The following is an 18,297-nucleotide window of genomic DNA, read 5'->3' as shown; positions in this document are numbered from 1 at the left end:
CCCCCCCCCCCCCCCCCCCCCCCCCCCCCCCCCCCCCCCCCCCCCCGCCCCCCCCCCCCCCCCCCCCCCCCCCCCCCCCCCCCCCCCCCCCCCCCCCACAACCCCCCCCCCCCCCCCCCCCCCCCCCCCCCCCCCCCCCCCCAAAAAACCCCCCCCCCCCCCCCCCCCCCCCCCCCCCCCCCCCCCCCGCCGCTCTCGCATCAGCCCCTCATTTGGCGCGCCCCGAAGATCGCGCTGCCGACCCGGACATGGGTCGCGCCCATCTGGATCGCCGCCGGATAATCGGCGCTCATCCCCATCGACAGGACCGGCAGGGCGTGGCGGCGGGCAATCGCCGCCAGCAGGCCGAAATGCGCCGAGGGCGGATCCTCCGCCGGCGGGATGCACATCAACCCCGAGACCGCGAGGCCGTGCGTCTCGCGGCACTCGGCCAGGAAGGCATCGACCGCGCCCGGCGCCACCCCGCCCTTCTGCGGTTCCTCGCCGGTATTGACCTGGACCAGCAGGCGCGGATGCCGGCCGCTGCGCTGGATCTCCTTCGCCAGGGACGCGGCGAGGGAGGTGCGGTCGAGGGTGTGGATCACGTCGAACAGCTCCACCGCCTCGCGCGCCTTGTTCGATTGCAGCGGGCCGATCAGGTGCAGCTCGACGTCCGGAAACGCCTCGCGCAAGGCGGGCCACTTGGCCTTGGCCTCCTGCACGTAGTTCTCGCCGAACAGGCGCTGGCCCGCCTCCAGCGCCGGGCGAATCGCTTCCGCGGGCATCGTCTTCGAGACTGCGATCAGCGCGACGTCGGTGGACGCGCGCTCGTTGTCCTCGACGGCCCGGGCGATCGCCTCGCGCAACTCGGCCAGATTCGCCATGACGGTCTGCGGGTCGATCATGACCGGCTGCCTTTCCGCTTGATTGTTGACCCTCGGGACCAAACCGTGTCCTAGTCCGCCGGCGCCGCGCCGAGCAAGCTCAACCGTTTGCGGCCGTGACGTTTTCCCTTCATCCCTGCCGCCGGTGCTCTCGGCGCCGGCGCCGACCGGTCGCAAAGACGCCGCCATGGCCGAACGTTACAACGCGAAGGATTCCGAGCCCCACTGGCAGCAGGTGTGGGCCGAGCGGGAGATTTTTCGCACCCGCAACGACGATCCGCGCCCGAAATACTACGTGCTCGAGATGTTCCCCTACCCGTCGGGGCGCATCCACATGGGTCACGTGCGCAACTACGCGATGGGCGACGTGGTCGCGCGCTACAAGCGCGCCAAGGGCTTCAACGTCCTGCATCCGATGGGCTGGGACGCCTTCGGCCTGCCGGCCGAGAACGCCGCGATGCAGAACAAGGTCAACCCGCGGGACTGGACCTACGCCAACATCGCGACGATGCGGGCGCAGCTGCAATCGATGGGCCTGTCGCTGGACTGGAGCCGCGAGATCGCGACCTGCGATCCCGAGTATTACAAGCACCAGCAGCGGATGTTCCTCGATTTCCTGCAGGCCGGGCTCGTCGCGCGCCGCACCGCCAAGGTGAACTGGGACCCGGTCGACCACACCGTGCTCGCCAACGAGCAGGTCATCGACGGGCGCGGCTGGCGCTCGGGCGCGCTCGTCGAGCAGCGCGAGCTGACCCAGTGGTTCTTCAAGATCACCGACTTCGCCCAGGACCTGGACGACCGGCTCGACACGCTGGAGCGCTGGCCGGAGAAGGTCCGGCTGATGCAGCGCAACTGGATCGGCCGCTCGGAAGGCCTGGAGCTGCGCTTCGCCCTGGAGAGCGCTCCCGAGGGCGCCGCCCGCGACGTCACCGTCTACACGACGCGTCCCGACACCCTGTTCGGCGCCAAGTTCCTGGCGGTCGCCGCCGACCACCCGCTCGCTGCCGCGGTGGCGAAGGACGAGCCGGCGCTGCAGGACTTCATCGCCGAGTGCCGGCGCATGGGCACGGCGCAGGCCGCGATCGACACGGCGGAGAAGCTCGGCTTCGACACCGGCCTCAAGGTGCGCCATCCCCTCGACCCGTCCTGGACCCTGCCGGTCTACGTCGCGAACTTCGTGCTGATGGAGTACGGCACCGGCGCGGTGTTCGGCTGCCCGGCCCATGACCAGCGCGACCTCGACTTCGCCAACAAGTACGGTCTCGGCAACACGCCCGTCGTCTGCCCGCCGGATCAGGACCCCGCCGGCTTCGTGATCACCGACACCGCCTATGACGGCGACGGGCGGATGATCAACTCGCGCTTCCTCGACGGGATGGACACCGATACGGCGTTCAAGACCGTCGCCGACCGCCTGGAGGCCGAGAGCCTCGACGGTGCGCCTGTGGCCCAACGCCGGGTGCAGTTCCGCCTGCGCGACTGGGGCGTCTCGCGCCAGCGCTACTGGGGCTGCCCGATCCCGGTGATCCATTGCGACTCATGCGGCGTCGTGCCGGTGCCGGTCGAAGACCTGCCGGTGCGCCTGCCGGACGAGGTCTCGTTCGACGTGCCCGGCAACCCGCTGGAGCGCGATGCGGCGTGGCGCACCGTGCCCTGCCCGTCCTGCGGCGCGCCGTCCCGGCGCGAGACCGACACGATGGACACCTTCGTCGATTCGTCCTGGTACTTCGCCCGCTTCACCGCGCCGTGGCTGACGGACGCGCCGACCGACAAGGCGGTGGCCGACCACTGGCTGCCGGTCGACCAATATATCGGCGGCATCGAGCACGCGATCCTGCACCTGCTCTATTCCCGCTTCTTCATGCGGGCGATGCGCAAGACCGGCTGGGCCGGGCTCGACGAGCCCTTCGCAGGCCTGTTCACGCAGGGCATGGTCGTCCACGAGACCTATCGCGACGAGGCCGGCGCCTGGGTGCAACCGGTCGACGTCAAGGTGGTGACCGAGGACGGCGCCCGCAAAGCGTTTCACGTGAAAACCGACGCGCCGATCGCCATCGGGGCGATCGAGAAGATGTCGAAATCGAAGAAGAACGTCGTCGACCCCGACGACATCATCGCCTCCTACGGTGCCGACACCGCCCGCTGGTTCATGCTCTCCGACTCGCCGCCGGAGCGCGACGTGATCTGGACCGAGGACGGCGTGCAGGGCGCCTCGCGCTTCGTCCAGCGCGTCTGGCGCATGGTGAGCGAGGTCGCCGAGGGCGGAACCGAGCCCGCGGGCGCCGGCAGCGAGGCGGTGCTGAAGGCGGCGCACAAGGCCCTGAACGCGGTCGGCGAAGATATCGAGCGCCTGCGCTTCAACCGCTGCGTCGCGCATGTCTACGAGCTGGCGAACAGCCTGCAGGAGGCGGTCAACGCCGAGCGCAGCCACGCCCCCTCCCCTGCCCTGCAGGAGGCGACGCGGATCCTGGTCCAGCTCATCGCCCCGATGATGCCGCACCTCGCCGAGACCTGCTGGACCGCGCTCAAGCAGGACGGCCTGGTGGCGGAGGCCGCATGGCCGGACGTGCGTCACGACCTCCTGGTCGAGGACAGCGTGACGCTGCCGGTGCAGATCAACGGCCGCAAGCGCGCCGACGTGACCGTACCGCGCGACGCCGATCAGGCCGCCGTGCAAGCGGCCGTGCTGGCGCTGGAGCCGGTGCAGCGGGCGCTGGAAGGCAAGCCGCCGCGCAAGGTGATCGTGGTGCCTTTGCGCATCGTCAACATCGTGGTCTGATCGACTGCGCATCCCGACAGGGTTCAGGGCCCGGTGATCGAAGGATCACCGGGCCCTTCCTTTATCCGCGACATCCACGATTTCCCGCCCCGGTCGGACCCGCGCCCTGCTGCTGCCGCAGAGACTCTTTAGGTCCCTTCCGCTAGTCTGGGGCCTGATCCGGAAGGCCTCGTCTGCCCCCCTTGGCAGGGCCACAGCGTAGCGGTAACGGCATCAGCGTCGCGGCGACGAGATCTTTGGTGGCAGGACGGACCTTCATGGCAGGCAGCACGGCGAAGACGGCGCGGAACCTTACTCTCGTCGCCACCCTGGCGCTCGGCCTCTCGGCCTGCTTCCGGCCGCTCTACGGGCCGACCGCCTCTGGTGCCCCCTTGAGTGCCGTGCTCGCCTCGATCCAGGTCGAGCCGGCGAAGACTGCGCAAGGGCAGGAGCGTCTCGGCCACTACCTGCGCAGCGAACTGGTCTTCGACCTCGACGGCTCGGGCCAGCCGTCAGAGAAGAAGTACCGCCTGACCCTCGCGGCGAGCGAGACGGTGCAGACGCCGATCGTCAGCTCGATCACCGGCCGGGCCGAATCGGCGACGCTCCTCGGCACCGCCTCCTACAAGGTGCAGACACTCGTCGGTGACCGCATCATCACAGAGGGCGTCGCCCAGGGCACCGCCACCTACGACCGTTCGGCCCAGCGCTTCGCCAGCCTGCGCGCCGCCCGCGACGCCGAGATCCGGCTCGCCAAGCTCCTGTCCGATCAGATCAAGACCCGCGTCGCCGCGATCCTGGCGACCCAGCCCTGATCACGCGCCCGATCGCCGGAGGCGTTTCATGACCGCCGTCAAGGCCGGCGAGGTCGAGGGGCTGCTGCGCCGCGGCCCCGACCCGCGCATCGCCGTGATCCTGGTCTACGGCCCGGATACCGGCCTCGTCACCGAGCGAGCCCGCCTGCTCGCCGAGAAGGCGGTCGATGATCCCTCCGACCCGTTCGCGCTGGTGAAGATCGACGGCGACGTGCTGGCGAGCGATCCCGGCCGCCTGATCGACGAAGCCGGCACGGTCGGGCTGTTCGGCGGCAAGCGCGCGGTCTGGGTGCGGCCAGCCAGCCGCAACTACGCGCCGGCGGTCGAGGCGGTGCTGAAGCAGGACGGCCTCGATACCCGCATCGTGGTCGAGGCCGGCGACCTCGCCAAATCGGCCCCGCTGCGGGTCGTCTGCGAGCGCTCGCCCAAGGCGCTGGCGATCCCCTGCTACCCGGACGATGCCGGCACCCTCGCCGACCTCGTCGAGCGCACCCTGCGGGCCGATGGCTTGCGCATCACCCGCGAGGCCCGTGACCTCCTCGTCGGCGGACTCGGTGGCGACCGGCGGGCGAGCCTCGGCGAGATCGAGAAGCTGGCGCTCTACGCCCGCGGCCAGGGCGAGATTGGCATCGACGACGTCGAGGCCATCGGCAGCGACGTGTCGGGATCGATGCTCAACGCGCTCATCGACGCGGCCTTCGCAGGGCGGATCACCGAGACCGAGCGCGCCTATCGCCGCTTCCAGATCGAGGGCATGGACGCCTCGGTGATGCTGGGCGGCGCGCTCCGCCACGCCCTCACCCTGCTTGCCACCCGCCTCGACGGCGAGGGCAAGAGCCCGAGCGCGATGGTGGCTGGCTGGCGCGGCCTGCATTTCCGGCGCCAGAAGATCGTCGAGACGCAGCTCGCCCGCTGGAGCCCGGCTTCTTTGCGCCGGGCGGTGTCGTTGCTGCAGGAGGCGGTGCTCGGCGCTCGCAGGGCCGGCGGCGACTTCTCGCACGCCGTCGCGGCCGATCTCTTCCTGCGGCTGGCGAGCGAGGCGGCGCGGCGGGGCTGACGAGCCCCCTCCCCTGCCTTCGCTGAAGGGACAGGCCAGGGCACGGGGAGCAGGGTCAGATCGGCCCAGGTATGCTCAATGCCTATCCCACCCACGCCCTCATCCTGAGATGGCGGCCGATCGACGATCGGTTGGCCTCGAAGGCGGCCTCCAGAAGCCTCCGTGATCCCTGGAGGCGTCCAAGGCCGCTGCGCGGCACCTCAGGATGAGGGCGTGGGCGGGACGGCGTCGACGGGACGCGCTACATCTCCAAGCGCCGGCACAGCCCGTCGAGCTGGTCGAGGCTGGTGTAGCGCAGGCGCACCTCGCCGCCTGCGCCCTTGGCGTCGATCGACACCACGACCCCCAAAATATCCTCCAGGCGGCGCTCGAGGGCGCGGGTGTCGGCGTCCTTCTCGGCCGCGGCCTTGCGCGGCCGGCCGGGGCGCGGGCCGGTACCGGTCTGCTCGCCGGCGGCCAGGGCCTCGACTTCGCGCACCGTCATGCCATCGTCGATCACTCGGCGAGCAACGGCCTCCGGATCCTTGACGGCGAGGAGCGCCCGCGCGTGGCCGGCGGTGAGCGTGCCGGCGATGACGTGATCTTGCACCCCAGGCGGCAGTTGCAGCAGGCGCAGGGTGTTCGCGAGGTGGCTGCGGCTCTTGCCGATGATCTCGGCGAGCTCGGTCTGGGTGTAGCGGAACTCGCTCATCAGCCGCTCGTAGCCCGCCGCCTCCTCGATGGCGTTGAGGTCGGCGCGCTGGACGTTCTCCAGGATGGCGTATTCGAGCGAGGTTCGGTCGTCGATCTCGACCGTGACGACCGGCACCTCGTGTAGGCCGGCCCGCTGCGCGGCGCGCCAGCGCCGCTCGCCGGCAACGATCTCGAACGCGTCCGGAACGTTGGCGAGCGCCCGGACGACGATCGGCTGAATCACCCCGCGGGTGCGGATCGAGGCCGACAATTCCTCGAGTTCGGTCTCGGCGAAGTGACGACGCGGGTTGCGCGGGTTCGGCCGCAGGAACTCGATCGGTACGCGTCGCTGGCCCGCCTTCGGCTTCTCGGGAGCAGCCGGAGTTTCCTCGCCGAAATCACCGATCAGCGCCGCGAGACCCCGCCCGAGGCGCGGCCGCGCTCCCTCCTCCGCCATACCCTTCATCCTCTCCATAGCTCCACTGTGTACGGCGTCAGGCGGCGGCCGGCAGGCGGCCTTCCCGCTGGATGATCTCGGAAGCGAGCCGCAGATAGGCCTGCGAGCCAGCGCACTTGAGATCGTAGAGCAGCACCGGCTTCCCGTGCGACGGTGCCTCCGAGACGCGTACGTTGCGGGGAATCATGGTCTCGTAGACCTTGTCGCCCATGAACTCGCGCACGTCGGCCACGACCTGTGCCGACAGGTTGTTGCGCGGATCGAACATCGTCAGCACCACGCCCTGGATCGCCAGGCGCGGGTTGAGCGCGCTCTTGACCTGTTCGACGGTGCGCAGCAGCTGGCTCAGGCCCTCCAGTGCGAAGAACTCGCATTGCAGCGGTACCAGCACCGCGTGCGCCGCCGCGAGCGCATTGAGGGTGAGCAGGTTGAGCGAGGGCGGGCAATCGATCAGCACGTAGGTGAAACGCTGGTCGTCCGGCGCCTCGTCCCGGTCGAGCGGCTCGAGCGCACGGCGCAGGCGTTGCGCCCGGTCCGACGCACTCGCCATCGCCATCTCGAGGCCCAACAGATCCATGGTCGAGGGGACCAGCGACAGGCGCGGCACCGCCGTCACCTGCACCGCGTCGGCGATCGGCGCCTCGCCGGAGAGCACGTCGTAGGTCGAGAGGCGGCGCTGACGCCGATCGATGCCGAGGCCGGTTGAGGCGTTGCCTTGCGGGTCGAGATCGACGATCAACACGCGCTCGCCGATCGCCGCAAGCGCAGTGCCCAGATTGATTGCCGTCGTGGTCTTGCCGACGCCGCCTTTCTGGTTGGCGAGCGCAATGATGCGCAGGGGCCGCGGGCTGCCGCTCGCCTGCGACTCGGGGAGTTCCGCGATCATGGGAAAAGGCCGCTCAAGCTGGAGACGCGGACGATTCTGGCCTCAGAATCGGTCCGGCTCGGGATCAGATCCGCGGTAAATCTCCACCTTTCCTCCGCCTCGGTCAATTCGGTTAAGACATCACGCCCTTTCGGAAAAAGCCCGGTGGCGTCTTTTTTCAACAAAGGTTCGGCCCAGGTGAGGAGTTGCGACAGCGGCGCGAGGGCGCGCGCGGTCACGATCTGCGAATCAGTGAAGCCGGCAATCACAGTCTCGATGCGGGCGACGTGCACTTTGGCGGGTGCGCCAGTGAGCCGGGCCGTCTCTTGGAGGAAGGCGCCCTTGCGGCCGTTGCTCTCGACGAGATCGACGCGGAAGCCCGGACGCTCGCGGCCGGCGATTGCCAGGATCAATCCAGGAATGCCGGCGCCACTGCCAAGATCGAGCCAGCGCGTCGCCTCGGGAGCGAGCGCAAGGAGCTGGAGCGAGTCGGCGACGTGGCGAGTCCAGACCTCGGCCAGAGTCGAGGGGCCAACGAGGTTCTTGATCGATTGCCAGCGGGTGAGTTGCGCAACGTAGAGATCGAGCGCCGCGGCTGTTTCACGTGAAACGCCAGCCTCGCGCAGGACGGCGTCACGGCCGGGAGGCGTCGTCGTCATTCGGCCGGGACCTGCGTGGGAGCACCGCGACGGGCGTGGGCGGCAAGGAGGGTGAGGGCGGCTGGAGTGACACCCTCGATGCGGGCGGCTTGCCCAAGGGTGAGGGGCCGGACCTTGTCGAGCTTCAGCCGCAGCTCGTTCGACAAGCCAGCGATGCTGCCATAATCGAGCAGGACCGGCAGAGCCACGGACTCATCGCGCCGGAACGCCGCGATATCCGCTCGCTGCCGGTCGAGATAAACCGCGTAGGTCGCGTCGGTGCACAGCCGATCGGCGAGGGCAGGGGGCACGGCCCGGAGCTGCGGCCACACCAAGGCGAGCCGGTCCCAGGTGATCTCCGGATAGGAGAGGAGCTGGAAGGCCGACCGCCGGATACCGTCGCGGTTGAGCGCGATGCCATGCCGTTGCGCCTCCGTCGGCGTGAGGCTCAACTCGTCCAGCTGCTGCCGCGCGCCTTGAAGCGCCTCCCGGCGCGCCGCATCGTGCGCAGCGCGAGCCGGCGAGACGCAGCCGAGGTCGAGGCCGCGACCCGTTAGACGCTCATCGGCATTGTCGACCCGCAGGCTGAGCCGGTATTCCGAGCGCGAGGTGAACATGCGGTACGGCTCGCTGACCCCGTGGGTCACGAGATCGTCGATCATTACGCCGAGATAGGACTCGGCCCGGTCGAACACCGCAAGGTCCGCCGCACCGGCGAGCCGGGCGGCGTTGAGCCCGGCCACCAGTCCCTGGCCCGCTGCTTCCTCATAGCCGGTCGTACCGTTGATCTGGCCGGCCAGGAACAGGCCGGCGATCTGTCGGGTCTGCAAGGTCGGGTGGAGCTCGCGCGGATCGACGTAATCGTACTCGATCGCGTAGCCGGGGCGCAGGATCACCGCACGCGCACAGCCGGGCAACGACCGAACGATGCCGGACTGGACGTCCTCGGGCAGGGACGTCGAGATGCCGTTCGGGTAGACGGTCGGGTCGTCGAGACCCTCCGGCTCCAGGAAGATCTGGTGGCCGTCGCGGTCGCCGAAGCGCACCACCTTGTCCTCGATCGACGGGCAGTAGCGCGGCCCGCGACTGGTGATGCCGCCGGAATACATCGCCGAGCGGTGGAGGTTCGCCCGAATCAAGTCGTGCGCCGCCTGGCCCGTCCGGGTGACGCCACACTCGATCTGCGGCGTGGTGATGCGCTCGGTCAGGGTCGAGAACGGTACCGGCTCGTCGTCGGCGGCCTGCTTGTCGACTCCATGCCAGTCGATGGTACGGCCATCGAGGCGCGGTGGCGTGCCGGTCTTCAGGCGGCCGAGGGCGAAGCCGTGCCGGTCGAGGGTCGCCGAGAGGCCGAGAGCCGGCCCTTCCCCGATCCGGCCGGCCGGCGTGGTGAACTCGCCGATATGGATCAGGCCGCGCAGGAAGGTCCCGGTGGTGAGGACCACGGCACGGCAGGGGAGGATGCGGCCATCGGCGAGGACGGCGCCGGTTACCCGCCCGTCGACAACGGCGAGATCCGCGACCTCGCCCTCGACGATCGTCAAGTTGGGTGTCTCGCGCAAGGCGGTCTGCATCGCCCGGGCGTAGAGCTTGCGGTCGGCCTGGGTTCGCGGCCCGCGCACGGCCGGGCCCTTGCGGCGATTGAGCAGGCGGAACTGAATACCAGCGCGGTCAGCGACGCGGCCCATCAGCCCGTCGAGGGCGTCGACCTCGCGCACGAGGTGGCCCTTGCCGAGGCCGCCGATGGCCGGATTGCAGGACATCGCCCCGAGCGTGTCGCGGCGGTGGGTGATCAGGATCGTGCGAGCCCCGTAGCGCGCGGCCGCCGCGGCCGCCTCGGCGCCCGCGTGCCCGCCGCCGACGACGATCACGTCGCAGGAGGGAGAATCGTCAATGAGCATGAGGTGATTAGGCGGCCCTCCGTGGCCGCGTCAATCATGCTGTCGCGCGATCCCGCGTTTCACGTGAAAACACCGCGGAGGGGACGCTCATTTGCCGATGCAGAAGCTGGAAAAGAGTCGGTCCAGCATCTCCTCGACGCCGACGCGCCCGGCCACCTCGCCCAAGGCCCGCACGGCCAGGCGCAGATCTTCGGCCACCAATTCGGCCGGCAGATTGGTGCCGTGCGCGACGACACGGTCGAGGTGGTGGAGGCAGCGGTCGAGGGCGAGCCGCTGCCGCTCCCGCGTCACGAGCGCGTCGCCGCTGCCGAGAGAGGTTTCCGCGCGGCGCTCGATCTCCGCGAGGAGCCGATTGAGCCCGGCGCCAGTCAGGGCCGAGATCGGGATCTCGTTGGTGTCGACCGAGCCTGACAGGTCGCACTTGGTGGCGACGACGATGACCGGGACGGAGAGGGCAGGGGGTACTTCCCCGTCCGGCTCGCGCAGCCACAGAACGAGATCGGCCTGATCGATGCGCCTCCGGCTGCGCGCCACACCCTCCGCCTCGATCGCATCGGTGCTGTCGCGCAGGCCTGCCGTATCGACCAGAAGGACCGGCAGGCCGCCGAGATCGCACCGGACCTCGATCGCATCCCGTGTCGTCCCGGGGATCGCCGAGACGATGGCGACGTCCCGGCGGGCGAGGGCGTTGAGCAGGGTCGACTTGCCGGAATTCGGCGCGCCGGCGAGCACCACCGTGAAGCCGTCCCGCAGGCGCTCGCCGCGGCGGCCATCGGCGAGGGCGGCTCGGATCGCATCGCGGATGCGCGCCGCAGCGTCCCGCCCGGACGCGGGCAGGGCCTCGTCGTCGATGTCGCCCTCGTCGGAGAAGTCGAGCGCGGCCTCGGTTCCAGCGAGGACGTCGAGGAGGCCGGTCCGCCAGCCTTCGACGGCGCGGCCAAGGGCACCGTCGAGCTGACGGATGGCCTGACGCCGCTGCGCCTCGGTCTCGGCGTCGATCAGGTCGGCCAGGCCCTCGACCGCGGTCAGGTCCATACGGCCGTTGAGAAAGGCGCGACGGGTGAAGGCGCCGGGCTCGGCGGGTACGAGGCCGGGCATCCCGCCGAGACTGCGCAGGATCGCCCCCCGTACCGCCGGACCACCATGGAGATGCAGCTCCACCATGTCCTCGCCTGTGGCGGTCCCGGGACCAGGCAGCCAGGCGACGAGGGCGTGATCGAGCAGTTCCGCGGTTTCCGGCTCGCGCAGGGTACGCAGAGAGAGACGTCGCGCGGCGGGCAGCGGCGCCCGGATCAGCGCGGCGAGGGCGGGACCGGCCTGCGGCCCGCTGATCCGTACGATGGCAACGGCGGTGCGGCCGTAGCCGGTAGCGGGAGCGAAGATGGTGTCGGAAGCGTGCATCGTGGGTGACAGCGGCAGGCTTGGGGGAGTGCCGGATCGGGGACCAGCGTGCCGTCGCTAGCACGGATCTAGGCACGGTGCCGAACGGGTGCTGCGATCTCGATGCGCCGATGCTGCTTTGCAAGCAACGCTCCGGAACTCAACGCCGAACCGCTCCCAATCCAGGATACCTCATCCCACTCGCGCCCTCATCCTGCTCGAAGGAGAACTCCAAAGGTCTCTGTGGCCATTGGAGGCCGCCGAGGTCCACTGCACGGGCATCTCAGGATGAGGGCGTGGGTTGGAGGAGAGAAGAGGGGAGAGGGGGCGCAGGCACGGATCTACGCACCCAGCTCAAACGAGAACGGCGCCCCTCTCGGGGCGCCGCACAAACCGTCCGGGTAATCGCGACCGGCGGTCGGATCAGGTGTTCATCGAATCGAAGAAGTCGCCGTTGCTCTTGGTCTGGCGCAGCTTGTCGAGCAGGAACTCGATCGCGTCGGTGACACCCATCGGGTTGAGGATGCGGCGGAGCACGTAGGTCTTCTTGAGCGAGTCCGGCGGGACCAGCAGCTCCTCCTTGCGGGTGCCGGAGCGGGTGATGTCGATCGCCGGGAAGATGCGCTTGTCGGAGACCTTGCGGTCCAGGATGATCTCGGAGTTGCCGGTGCCCTTGAACTCCTCGAAGATCACCTCGTCCATGCGCGAGCCGGTGTCGATCAGCGCGGTCGCGATGATGGTGAGGGACCCACCCTCCTCGATGTTGCGGGCGGCACCGAAGAAGCGCTTGGGCCGCTGCAGGGCGTTGGCGTCGACGCCGCCGGTCAGCACCTTGCCGGAGGACGGCACCACCGTGTTGTAGGCGCGACCGAGGCGGGTGATCGAGTCGAGCAGGATGACGACGTCGCGGCCGTGCTCGACCAGGCGCTTGGCCTTCTCGATCACCATCTCGGCGACCTGGACGTGGCGGGTCGCCGGCTCGTCGAAGGTCGAGGCGATCACCTCGCCCTTCACCGAGCGCTGCATATCGGTGACCTCCTCCGGCCGCTCGTCGATGAGCAGGACGATGAGGTAGCACTCGGGATGGTTCAGGGTGATCGACTGGGCGATGTTCTGCATCAGCACCGTTTTGCCGGTGCGCGGCGGCGCCACGATCAGGGCGCGCTGGCCCTTGCCGATCGGCGCGACGATGTCGATGATCCGGGGCGAGAAGTCCTTGCGGGTCGGCTCCGACAGTTCGAGCTTGAAGCGCTGCGTGGGGAACAGCGGCGTCAGGTTGTCGAAGTGGACCTTGTGCTTGATCTTGTCCGGGTTCTCGAAATTGATCGTGTTGACCTTGAGCAGCGCGAAGTAGCGCTCGCCGTCCTTCGGGCCGCGGATGGGACCCTCGACGGTGTCGCCGGTGCGCAGGCCGAAGCGGCGGATCTGCGTCGGCGAGATGTAGATGTCGTCGGGACCGGGCAGGTAGTTCGAATCGGAGGAGCGCAGGAAGCCGAAACCGTCCTGCAGCACCTCGACCGTGCCGGCGCCGATGATCTCGACGTCCTTGGCAGCGAGCTGCTTGAGGATCGCGAACATCAGCTCCTGCTTGCGCATGGTCGAGGCGTTCTCGACCTCGACCTCCTCGGCGAAGGTCAGGAGCTCGGTCGGCGTCTTCGACTTGAGATCCTGCAGCTTCACCTCACGCATGGCGGGGGCGGCCGGGGTCTCGATCGGGGCGAGGGTGTCTTCGATCATGGGATATCGGGGTGCGGGGGCGAAGCGGGGGGCGTCATGTCAGGACAGGTCCGGCCGCCGCAGGACGCGGCGTTGAGCGGAGAGCAACGGGGTGGCCGAGGCGGGCACCGGTCGCGAAGTCGTCGCCTGATTGTCCCGGAGGTCGCGTGGAGGGGCCGGGCGGCCCTGGATGCGACGTGACGTGACGATGGAGGAGGGAACGACTTTATGTAACGGGTCCTCGTCGTCGACTCAAGTCCGCGGTTGCGGAAAACTGGGGAGAGGCGCGGTGCGGCAGCACCCTAAGAGACGGCGGACCCGGTGCGGATGCTCCGGCCGCGCCCGAAGCATGGTGAACTATCGGCGCAGTCGTCTCGCGCCCGCATTAACATATGGAAGGTTTAACCCCCAAGTCACGACTCGCCATCATCCCGGCCGCCGTCGAGCTTCAGGCTTTTCCCGGCCCGTCTCGAGGTATTGCGGCGGGTCGGCCCAGTATCCGCGGGTGACGGAACCGGTGACGGGCGGTCACCGGCGCAAGGCTCAGCGGCGACGCAGCCGGATATAGAGCGCGCCACCGCCGCCGTGATGGTGGGCCGCCTCCTCGAAGCCGACGACCAGGGGGCGAAGTTCAGGCAGGCGCAGCCAATGCGGCACGCTGCGGCGCAGCACGCCGCGCTCGCCGTATGGATCGCCGCCGGCTCCACCCTTGCCGGTGACGACCAGCACCACCGCGTGGCCCTGAGCCCGGGACCGGTGCAGGAAGCCGATCAGGGCCGCGTGGGCCTCGGCCTGGCGCATCCCGTGCAGGTCGATCGACGCGTCGACGCTGCGCGAGCCCCGGCGCAGTGCAGTCCGCACCCGCCGCTCGAGGGGCGCCAGCGGCGGCAGGACCGGCGCAGGCGGAGGGGGAGGCGGGACCGGCGCCTGTTTCAGGACCGGCGTCTTCGCGGCCGGGCGACCGGGCCGCACCGTCACGGCGACCGGGGCCGGCGCGGGGATGGGCTCCGGGAGCGGCAGGGGAGGGGAGGGAACGGCCCGCCCGCGCAACGGAGTGACCAGGCGGGAGATCTCGGCCCAGAGCCGGGTCTCTTCGGCGGAGAGTCGGCGCCGGCGCCGGAACCGGGGAGGCTCGGTCACCGTGCGGCTCCCGCATCGCCCGGCTTCGGCAGCAGCACGACGAAGCGCGCGGGGTCGCGCAGCAGGCCGGCGATGGCACCCGCCCGGGCGCCGGTGCCGAGATAGAGATCGCCGCGGGCCGGCCCCAGGATCGCCGAGCCGGTATCCTGCGCCACGACGAGGCGGCGCAAGGGGACGCTGCCGCCCTCCGGATCGGGCAGCGATCCCTCCAGCCAGAACGGCAGGCCATAGCGCCACAGCGTGGCATCGACCGCGAGGCTGCGCCCGGCGGTCAACGGCACGCCGGCGCCGCCGCGGGGGCCAGCCCCCTCCGTCACGTCCTCGTCGAGGCGGAAGAAGATGTAGGAGGCGTTGCGGCGAATCAGGTCGCGGGCGATGGCAGGGTTGGCGCGCAGCCAGCCGGTCCAGCGGGCGAGCGTCAGGCCTTCGAGCGGCAGGTGGCCGCCGGTCACGATCAGGCGGGCGACCGAGGTGTAGGGCCGGCCGTTGCGGCCGTCATAGGCGAGGCGGACGGAGCGGCCATCGGGCAGGCGCACCCGGCCGGAGCCCTGGACCTGCAGCACCAGGAGGTCGACGGCATCGCGCAGCCAGAGGAGCGGGTGGGCGCGGGCGCCGAGCGCCCCGTCCTCGATCGCCGCCCGGTCCGGATAAGGCAGGAAGGCATCGCCGTCGCGGCGCGCGGCGCGGAAAGCGGGGTCGAGGCCAGGCCGTGTCTCACCGGGCTCGAGAGAGACGAGATCGTCGGGGCGCGCGAGCGCCGGCACGGTGAAGTCCGGCGTGGCGACGGGCGAGCCGGCGAGCTCGGGCTCGAAGTAGCCGGTGAGGAAGCCGTTCGTTCGCTCAAGGTTCGCATCGCGGTTCGGCCGCAGGACGCGGTAGGCGGAGAAGTTCTGCTCGAAGAAGGCTCGGGCCCCGTCCGGCGCCACGCCGGCCACGGCGGAGCAGGCACGGGCGAGGTCCTGACTCGGCGCGCCCGGCACCGCCTCGGCGAGGACCGGGCCGGCGGGGGCCGCGCAGGTCGCCCGAAAGGTCGCGAGGGCCGTCGCGAGGTCGTCGCCGGAAAAACCCGGCAGGGCGGCGAAGGGGACGGGTTCGAGGATCGCCTCGCCGACCCGCAGGGGGGTCGCATCCGCCGGAACTGCGCCGCCCGCGAGGAGGGCGGCGAGGGCCAGACCGGCGGACGCGCGTCCGATCGCGGAACTGGCAGCGGGAAAGGGGCCGAAGGCCGGCGGCATGGGCTTGTCGGGCTCCGGCCCCGGGAAATGCTGTGCGCTGGTCGTGTCGCGCGGGCCTGGCAAAGGAGCCTTCGCGACGGAGGGATTGTCGCCGAGGGCCGGCAGCCGATCAAGCCGCCGGCGCTACGTGCCGTGAGAGCATTGTCCGACGAAGCGGAAACCGGTTCGTCGCAGACAATGCGGCACAATCAAAGCTCTGAAGCCAAAGACCGAGGGCGCTGCCGATCGCAGCGCGATCGGGACGAGCTTCAGTGGCCCGCTTCCGTCGCGACGAGCTGCCAGTTCGGGTCCCGGCTGCCCAGCGTCCGGGCGAAGGTCCAGACATCGGTCACGTCGACGACCTTCTCGGGGCTGCCGTCGACCACCTGCCCCTGCGGCCCGCGGGTGGCGGTGATCAGCTTCGAGAGGTAGCGCACGGTGACCTGGGCCACGCGGTTGCGCACGTCGACCCCGACGATCTCGGCCCGGTCGATCGACACGAAGGTGGTCTCGACGGTCTGGCCGGCGCGCTCGCGGCCCTGGATCGCCCGCTCGAACCCGTCCGCGACCTCGCGCGAGAGCAGGGTCTTGAGCGTCTTGCGGTCGCCCTTGGCGAAGGCCGTCACGATCGTCTCGTAGGCGGCCTTGGCGCCGTCGGTGAAGCCGCGCGGATCGAAGTTCGGCTCCTGCTGGAGGATCAGGTCGAGGCCGCGGGCGGCGGGCGAGTTCGGCTCGACCACACCCTTCCAGTTGCGTGGCACCGCGGTGGCGACCGGCGCGGCGGCGCCGCGCTCGGGACCGGCGCCCGGCAGCCGCACGACGTTGTCGCCGTCGCGGGGGGCCGCCGGCGGCTCCTCGCGCCGGGCCAGCGGGTTGAACGGCGGCCGCTCGCTCCCGGTCTTCTGGCCGAGGACCGAGCGCAGCTTCCAGATCACGAAGACCGCAAGCCCGAGGAAGATGAGGGTCGTAAGGTCGAGGGAGTCCTGCATCATCGATCCGTTCATCGATCCGTTCTTGACGGCTTCCTTGGCGGCTTCACGCGGAGCATCCCTGGCCGCCCCGGCACAGCTTGCGACATCTCCGGCGCATCGACGGCTTTGGCACCGGGACCGGAGCAAGGCAAGCGTCCGGCCGGCACCGCACCGCGGGCCATTCCGGTGATATGGGGCCGGGGGCCCGCCGTATCCAGGCGCCCGCGCGCGACGATACCGTGTTCCTTGGCCGTGTTCTGCGGGGCTTTGCCGGAGAAGCCGGCCTGCCGCTGTATCGGGAAAGCCGGGGGCCGTGACGCGAAAGGGATGATCGGCGCCTCTGCTTGTTCGCGGCCTGCGGGCATGATAGCCGCAACGCCGCCGACGCGCGCGCCGTTTTTCGCGCCAGCGCGTGCCGGCCCGTCGTTTACGTCCAGCCCTCGAAGGAACCCTCCGCCATGGCCGATTCCCCGGTCCCGAACGGCAACGGTGGCGCCGCGGCGCAGCCCGACGACTTCACCCCGACCCTGAACGCCCTGGCGCAATACGCCAAGGACCTCTCCTTCGAGAACCCGAACGCACCGCGCTCGCTGCAGCCGCAGCAGCAGGGCCCGCAGATCAACATCCAGGTCAACGTCAACGCCCGCCAGCTCGCCGAGGAGGATTTCGAAGTCGAGCTGCGCCTCGAGGGCGACGCCAAGACCGGCGCCGACGTGCTGTTTGCGTTCGAGCTGACCTATGCGGGCATCTTCCGCCTGCGCAACATCCCGCAGGACCAGATGCATCCAGCGGTGATGATCGAGTGCCCGCGGCTGCTGTTCCCGTTCGCCCGCCAGATCATCGCCGACGCAGTGCGCAACGGCGGCTTCCCGCCGCTCTACATCGACCCGATCGACTTCGTCGGCCTCTACCGCCAGAAGGCCGCCGAGGCCCAGGCGCAGGGCGGCGTGGCCTAAAACAGTGTCCGCGCGGGCCGGGAGCCGGCCCGCGCAAACCTCAAAAGTGTTTCACGGGAAACGCGGCCGTTATCCCTAATCCCGCAGGGTCGGCACCAGGGACGCGACCAGCAGCCCCGCCATCGCGAGGTTGAACAGCCGCAAGGCCCGCCGCGTCCTCAGCACCCGGGCGGTGCCGACACCGATCAGCGTCCATAGACCCAAGCAGGGCAGGGCGACGAGCCCGAACAGGATCGCGAGCGCGAGCGTCGCGGCGAGCGGGGCGGCCTCGGCTTGCGCCGTGTAGGTGGCGAGCGCGCCCGCGGCGATGATCCAGGCCTTCGGGTTCACCCACTGGAACAGGGCCGCCTGCAGGAAGCCGAGCGGGTGCCCGGACGTCTTCATGGCAGGGTCGGCCGGATCGGAATCGGAACGCGCGATCTTCCAGGCGAGCCAGAGCAGGTAGGCCGCTCCGACCCATTTCAGCACCGCGTGGACCCGCGGATCGGTGAGCAGCGGCAGGCCGGCAGTGCCGAGGACAACCAGCATCACGGGGAAACCCGCCGCGATGCCGAGGATGTGCGGGACGGTGCGGGCAAAGCCGTAAGTCGCGCCGGAAGCCACCACCATGGTGTTGTTGGGGCCGGGCGTCGCCGACATCGCGACCGCGAACGCGCCCGCCGAGAGAAACCAGGTCCAGTCCACGATCGATTCGTCCCCGCGTCTTCAGCACGCCGTCGGCGCGATGATACATGGTTCCGCGGTCGTTCTTGCGGCGTCGATGATCGGGCCCGCGACGCTCGCGCTCTGCTGTCGGTCCGCCGCCCTGGTCGCGGCCGGGTTGCGGGCTGCCCCGGCGAACCCTGGGTCAGGTGACAGCAGGACGACCCGGCCCTGCCCCCTGGACTCCCGCCC

Annotated in this window: 15 protein-coding genes; 4 read left to right on the top strand and 11 right to left on the bottom strand. The window is 70.2% G+C overall.

Going from position 1 to position 18,297, the window contains the following annotated elements; translation table 11 throughout:
• Positions 1 to 200 precede the first annotated feature (200 nt).
• Positions 201 to 884 carry a YggS family pyridoxal phosphate-dependent enzyme gene (locus ABZT49_RS24265; RefSeq protein ID WP_355289746.1) on the bottom strand — a complete coding sequence of 228 codons (684 nt, stop codon included), beginning with the start codon at positions 882 to 884 and terminating at the stop codon, positions 201 to 203.
• A gap of 166 nt (positions 885 to 1,050) precedes the next feature.
• Between ABZT49_RS24265 and leuS the strand changes: the two genes are divergently transcribed.
• The 3 genes from leuS to holA all read left to right on the top strand — a co-directional run bounded on the left by leuS (position 1,051) and on the right by holA (position 5,493).
• Positions 1,051 to 3,642 carry a leucine--tRNA ligase gene (gene leuS, locus ABZT49_RS24260; protein ID WP_355289744.1) on the top strand — a complete coding sequence of 864 codons (2,592 nt, stop codon included), beginning with the start codon at positions 1,051 to 1,053 and terminating at the stop codon, positions 3,640 to 3,642.
• A 257-nt stretch (positions 3,643 to 3,899) separates the two neighbouring features.
• On the top strand, positions 3,900 to 4,436 hold the full coding sequence (gene lptE, locus ABZT49_RS24255; protein ID WP_355289742.1) for an LPS assembly lipoprotein LptE: 537 nt from the start codon (positions 3,900 to 3,902) through the stop codon (positions 4,434 to 4,436).
• A gap of 28 nt (positions 4,437 to 4,464) precedes the next feature.
• Entirely contained in the window at positions 4,465 to 5,493 is a 1,029-nt protein-coding gene (holA, locus tag ABZT49_RS24250; RefSeq protein WP_355289740.1) for a DNA polymerase III subunit delta, read from the top strand.
• 241 nt (positions 5,494 to 5,734) lie between these two features.
• Here the strand turns inward: holA and ABZT49_RS24245 are convergent, their stop codons facing one another.
• The 9 genes from ABZT49_RS24245 to ABZT49_RS24205 form a co-directional block, all read right to left on the bottom strand.
• Positions 5,735 to 6,622 carry a ParB/RepB/Spo0J family partition protein gene (locus ABZT49_RS24245; protein WP_355289738.1) on the bottom strand — a complete coding sequence of 296 codons (888 nt, stop codon included), beginning with the start codon at positions 6,620 to 6,622 and terminating at the stop codon, positions 5,735 to 5,737.
• 37 nt (positions 6,623 to 6,659) lie between these two features.
• On the bottom strand, positions 6,660 to 7,508 hold the full coding sequence (locus ABZT49_RS24240; protein ID WP_355289736.1) for a ParA family protein: 849 nt from the start codon (positions 7,506 to 7,508) through the stop codon (positions 6,660 to 6,662).
• Entirely contained in the window at positions 7,505 to 8,146 is a 642-nt protein-coding gene (rsmG, locus tag ABZT49_RS24235; protein ID WP_355289734.1) for a 16S rRNA (guanine(527)-N(7))-methyltransferase RsmG, read from the bottom strand. The genes ABZT49_RS24240 and rsmG overlap by 4 nt, the downstream gene beginning before the upstream one ends.
• The gene (gene mnmG / locus ABZT49_RS24230) at positions 8,143 to 10,026 is read right to left on the bottom strand and encodes a tRNA uridine-5-carboxymethylaminomethyl(34) synthesis enzyme MnmG (RefSeq protein ID WP_355289732.1); all 1,884 of its coding nucleotides are present in this window, start codon (positions 10,024 to 10,026) and stop codon (positions 8,143 to 8,145) included. Before mnmG ends, rsmG begins: the two co-directional genes overlap by 4 nt.
• Before the next feature lie 87 nt (positions 10,027 to 10,113).
• Complete coding sequence (mnmE, locus tag ABZT49_RS24225; protein WP_355289730.1) at positions 10,114 to 11,427, bottom strand: tRNA uridine-5-carboxymethylaminomethyl(34) synthesis GTPase MnmE; 1,314 nt, start codon at positions 11,425 to 11,427, stop codon at positions 10,114 to 10,116.
• A gap of 402 nt (positions 11,428 to 11,829) precedes the next feature.
• Complete coding sequence (rho, locus tag ABZT49_RS24220) at positions 11,830 to 13,143, bottom strand: transcription termination factor Rho (RefSeq protein WP_093568657.1); 1,314 nt, start codon at positions 13,141 to 13,143, stop codon at positions 11,830 to 11,832.
• A gap of 522 nt (positions 13,144 to 13,665) precedes the next feature.
• Complete coding sequence (locus ABZT49_RS24215; protein ID WP_355289728.1) at positions 13,666 to 14,262, bottom strand: Smr/MutS family protein; 597 nt, start codon at positions 14,260 to 14,262, stop codon at positions 13,666 to 13,668.
• Positions 14,259 to 15,497 (bottom strand): MltA domain-containing protein, encoded by a 1,239-nt coding sequence (locus tag ABZT49_RS24210; protein WP_355289726.1) that lies wholly within the window; start codon positions 15,495 to 15,497, stop codon positions 14,259 to 14,261. The genes ABZT49_RS24215 and ABZT49_RS24210 overlap by 4 nt, the downstream gene beginning before the upstream one ends.
• A gap of 248 nt (positions 15,498 to 15,745) precedes the next feature.
• Positions 15,746 to 16,465, bottom strand: a complete 720-nt coding sequence (locus tag ABZT49_RS24205; RefSeq protein ID WP_355289756.1) for a Tim44/TimA family putative adaptor protein — start codon at positions 16,463 to 16,465, stop codon at positions 15,746 to 15,748.
• Between the two features lie 440 nt (positions 16,466 to 16,905).
• Here ABZT49_RS24205 and secB point away from each other — a divergent pair, with 440 nt between their 5' ends.
• Positions 16,906 to 17,403: a protein-export chaperone SecB gene (secB, locus tag ABZT49_RS24200; protein ID WP_355289724.1), complete on the top strand. Its 498-nt coding sequence runs from the start codon at positions 16,906 to 16,908 to the stop codon at positions 17,401 to 17,403.
• A gap of 75 nt (positions 17,404 to 17,478) precedes the next feature.
• On the opposite strand, the gene ABZT49_RS24195 is transcribed toward secB, so the two are convergent.
• Entirely contained in the window at positions 17,479 to 18,087 is a 609-nt protein-coding gene (locus ABZT49_RS24195) for a LysE family translocator (protein WP_355289722.1), read from the bottom strand.
• Between the last annotated feature and the right edge of the window lie 210 nt (positions 18,088 to 18,297).

Origin of the sequence: Methylobacterium sp. EM32, from assembly GCF_040593685.1 — a bacterium.
In the GTDB taxonomy this organism is placed as follows: domain Bacteria; phylum Pseudomonadota; class Alphaproteobacteria; order Rhizobiales; family Beijerinckiaceae; genus Methylobacterium.
Note: the sequence above shows the minus strand (reverse complement) of the source record. Positions and strands in the feature narration are given on the sequence as shown.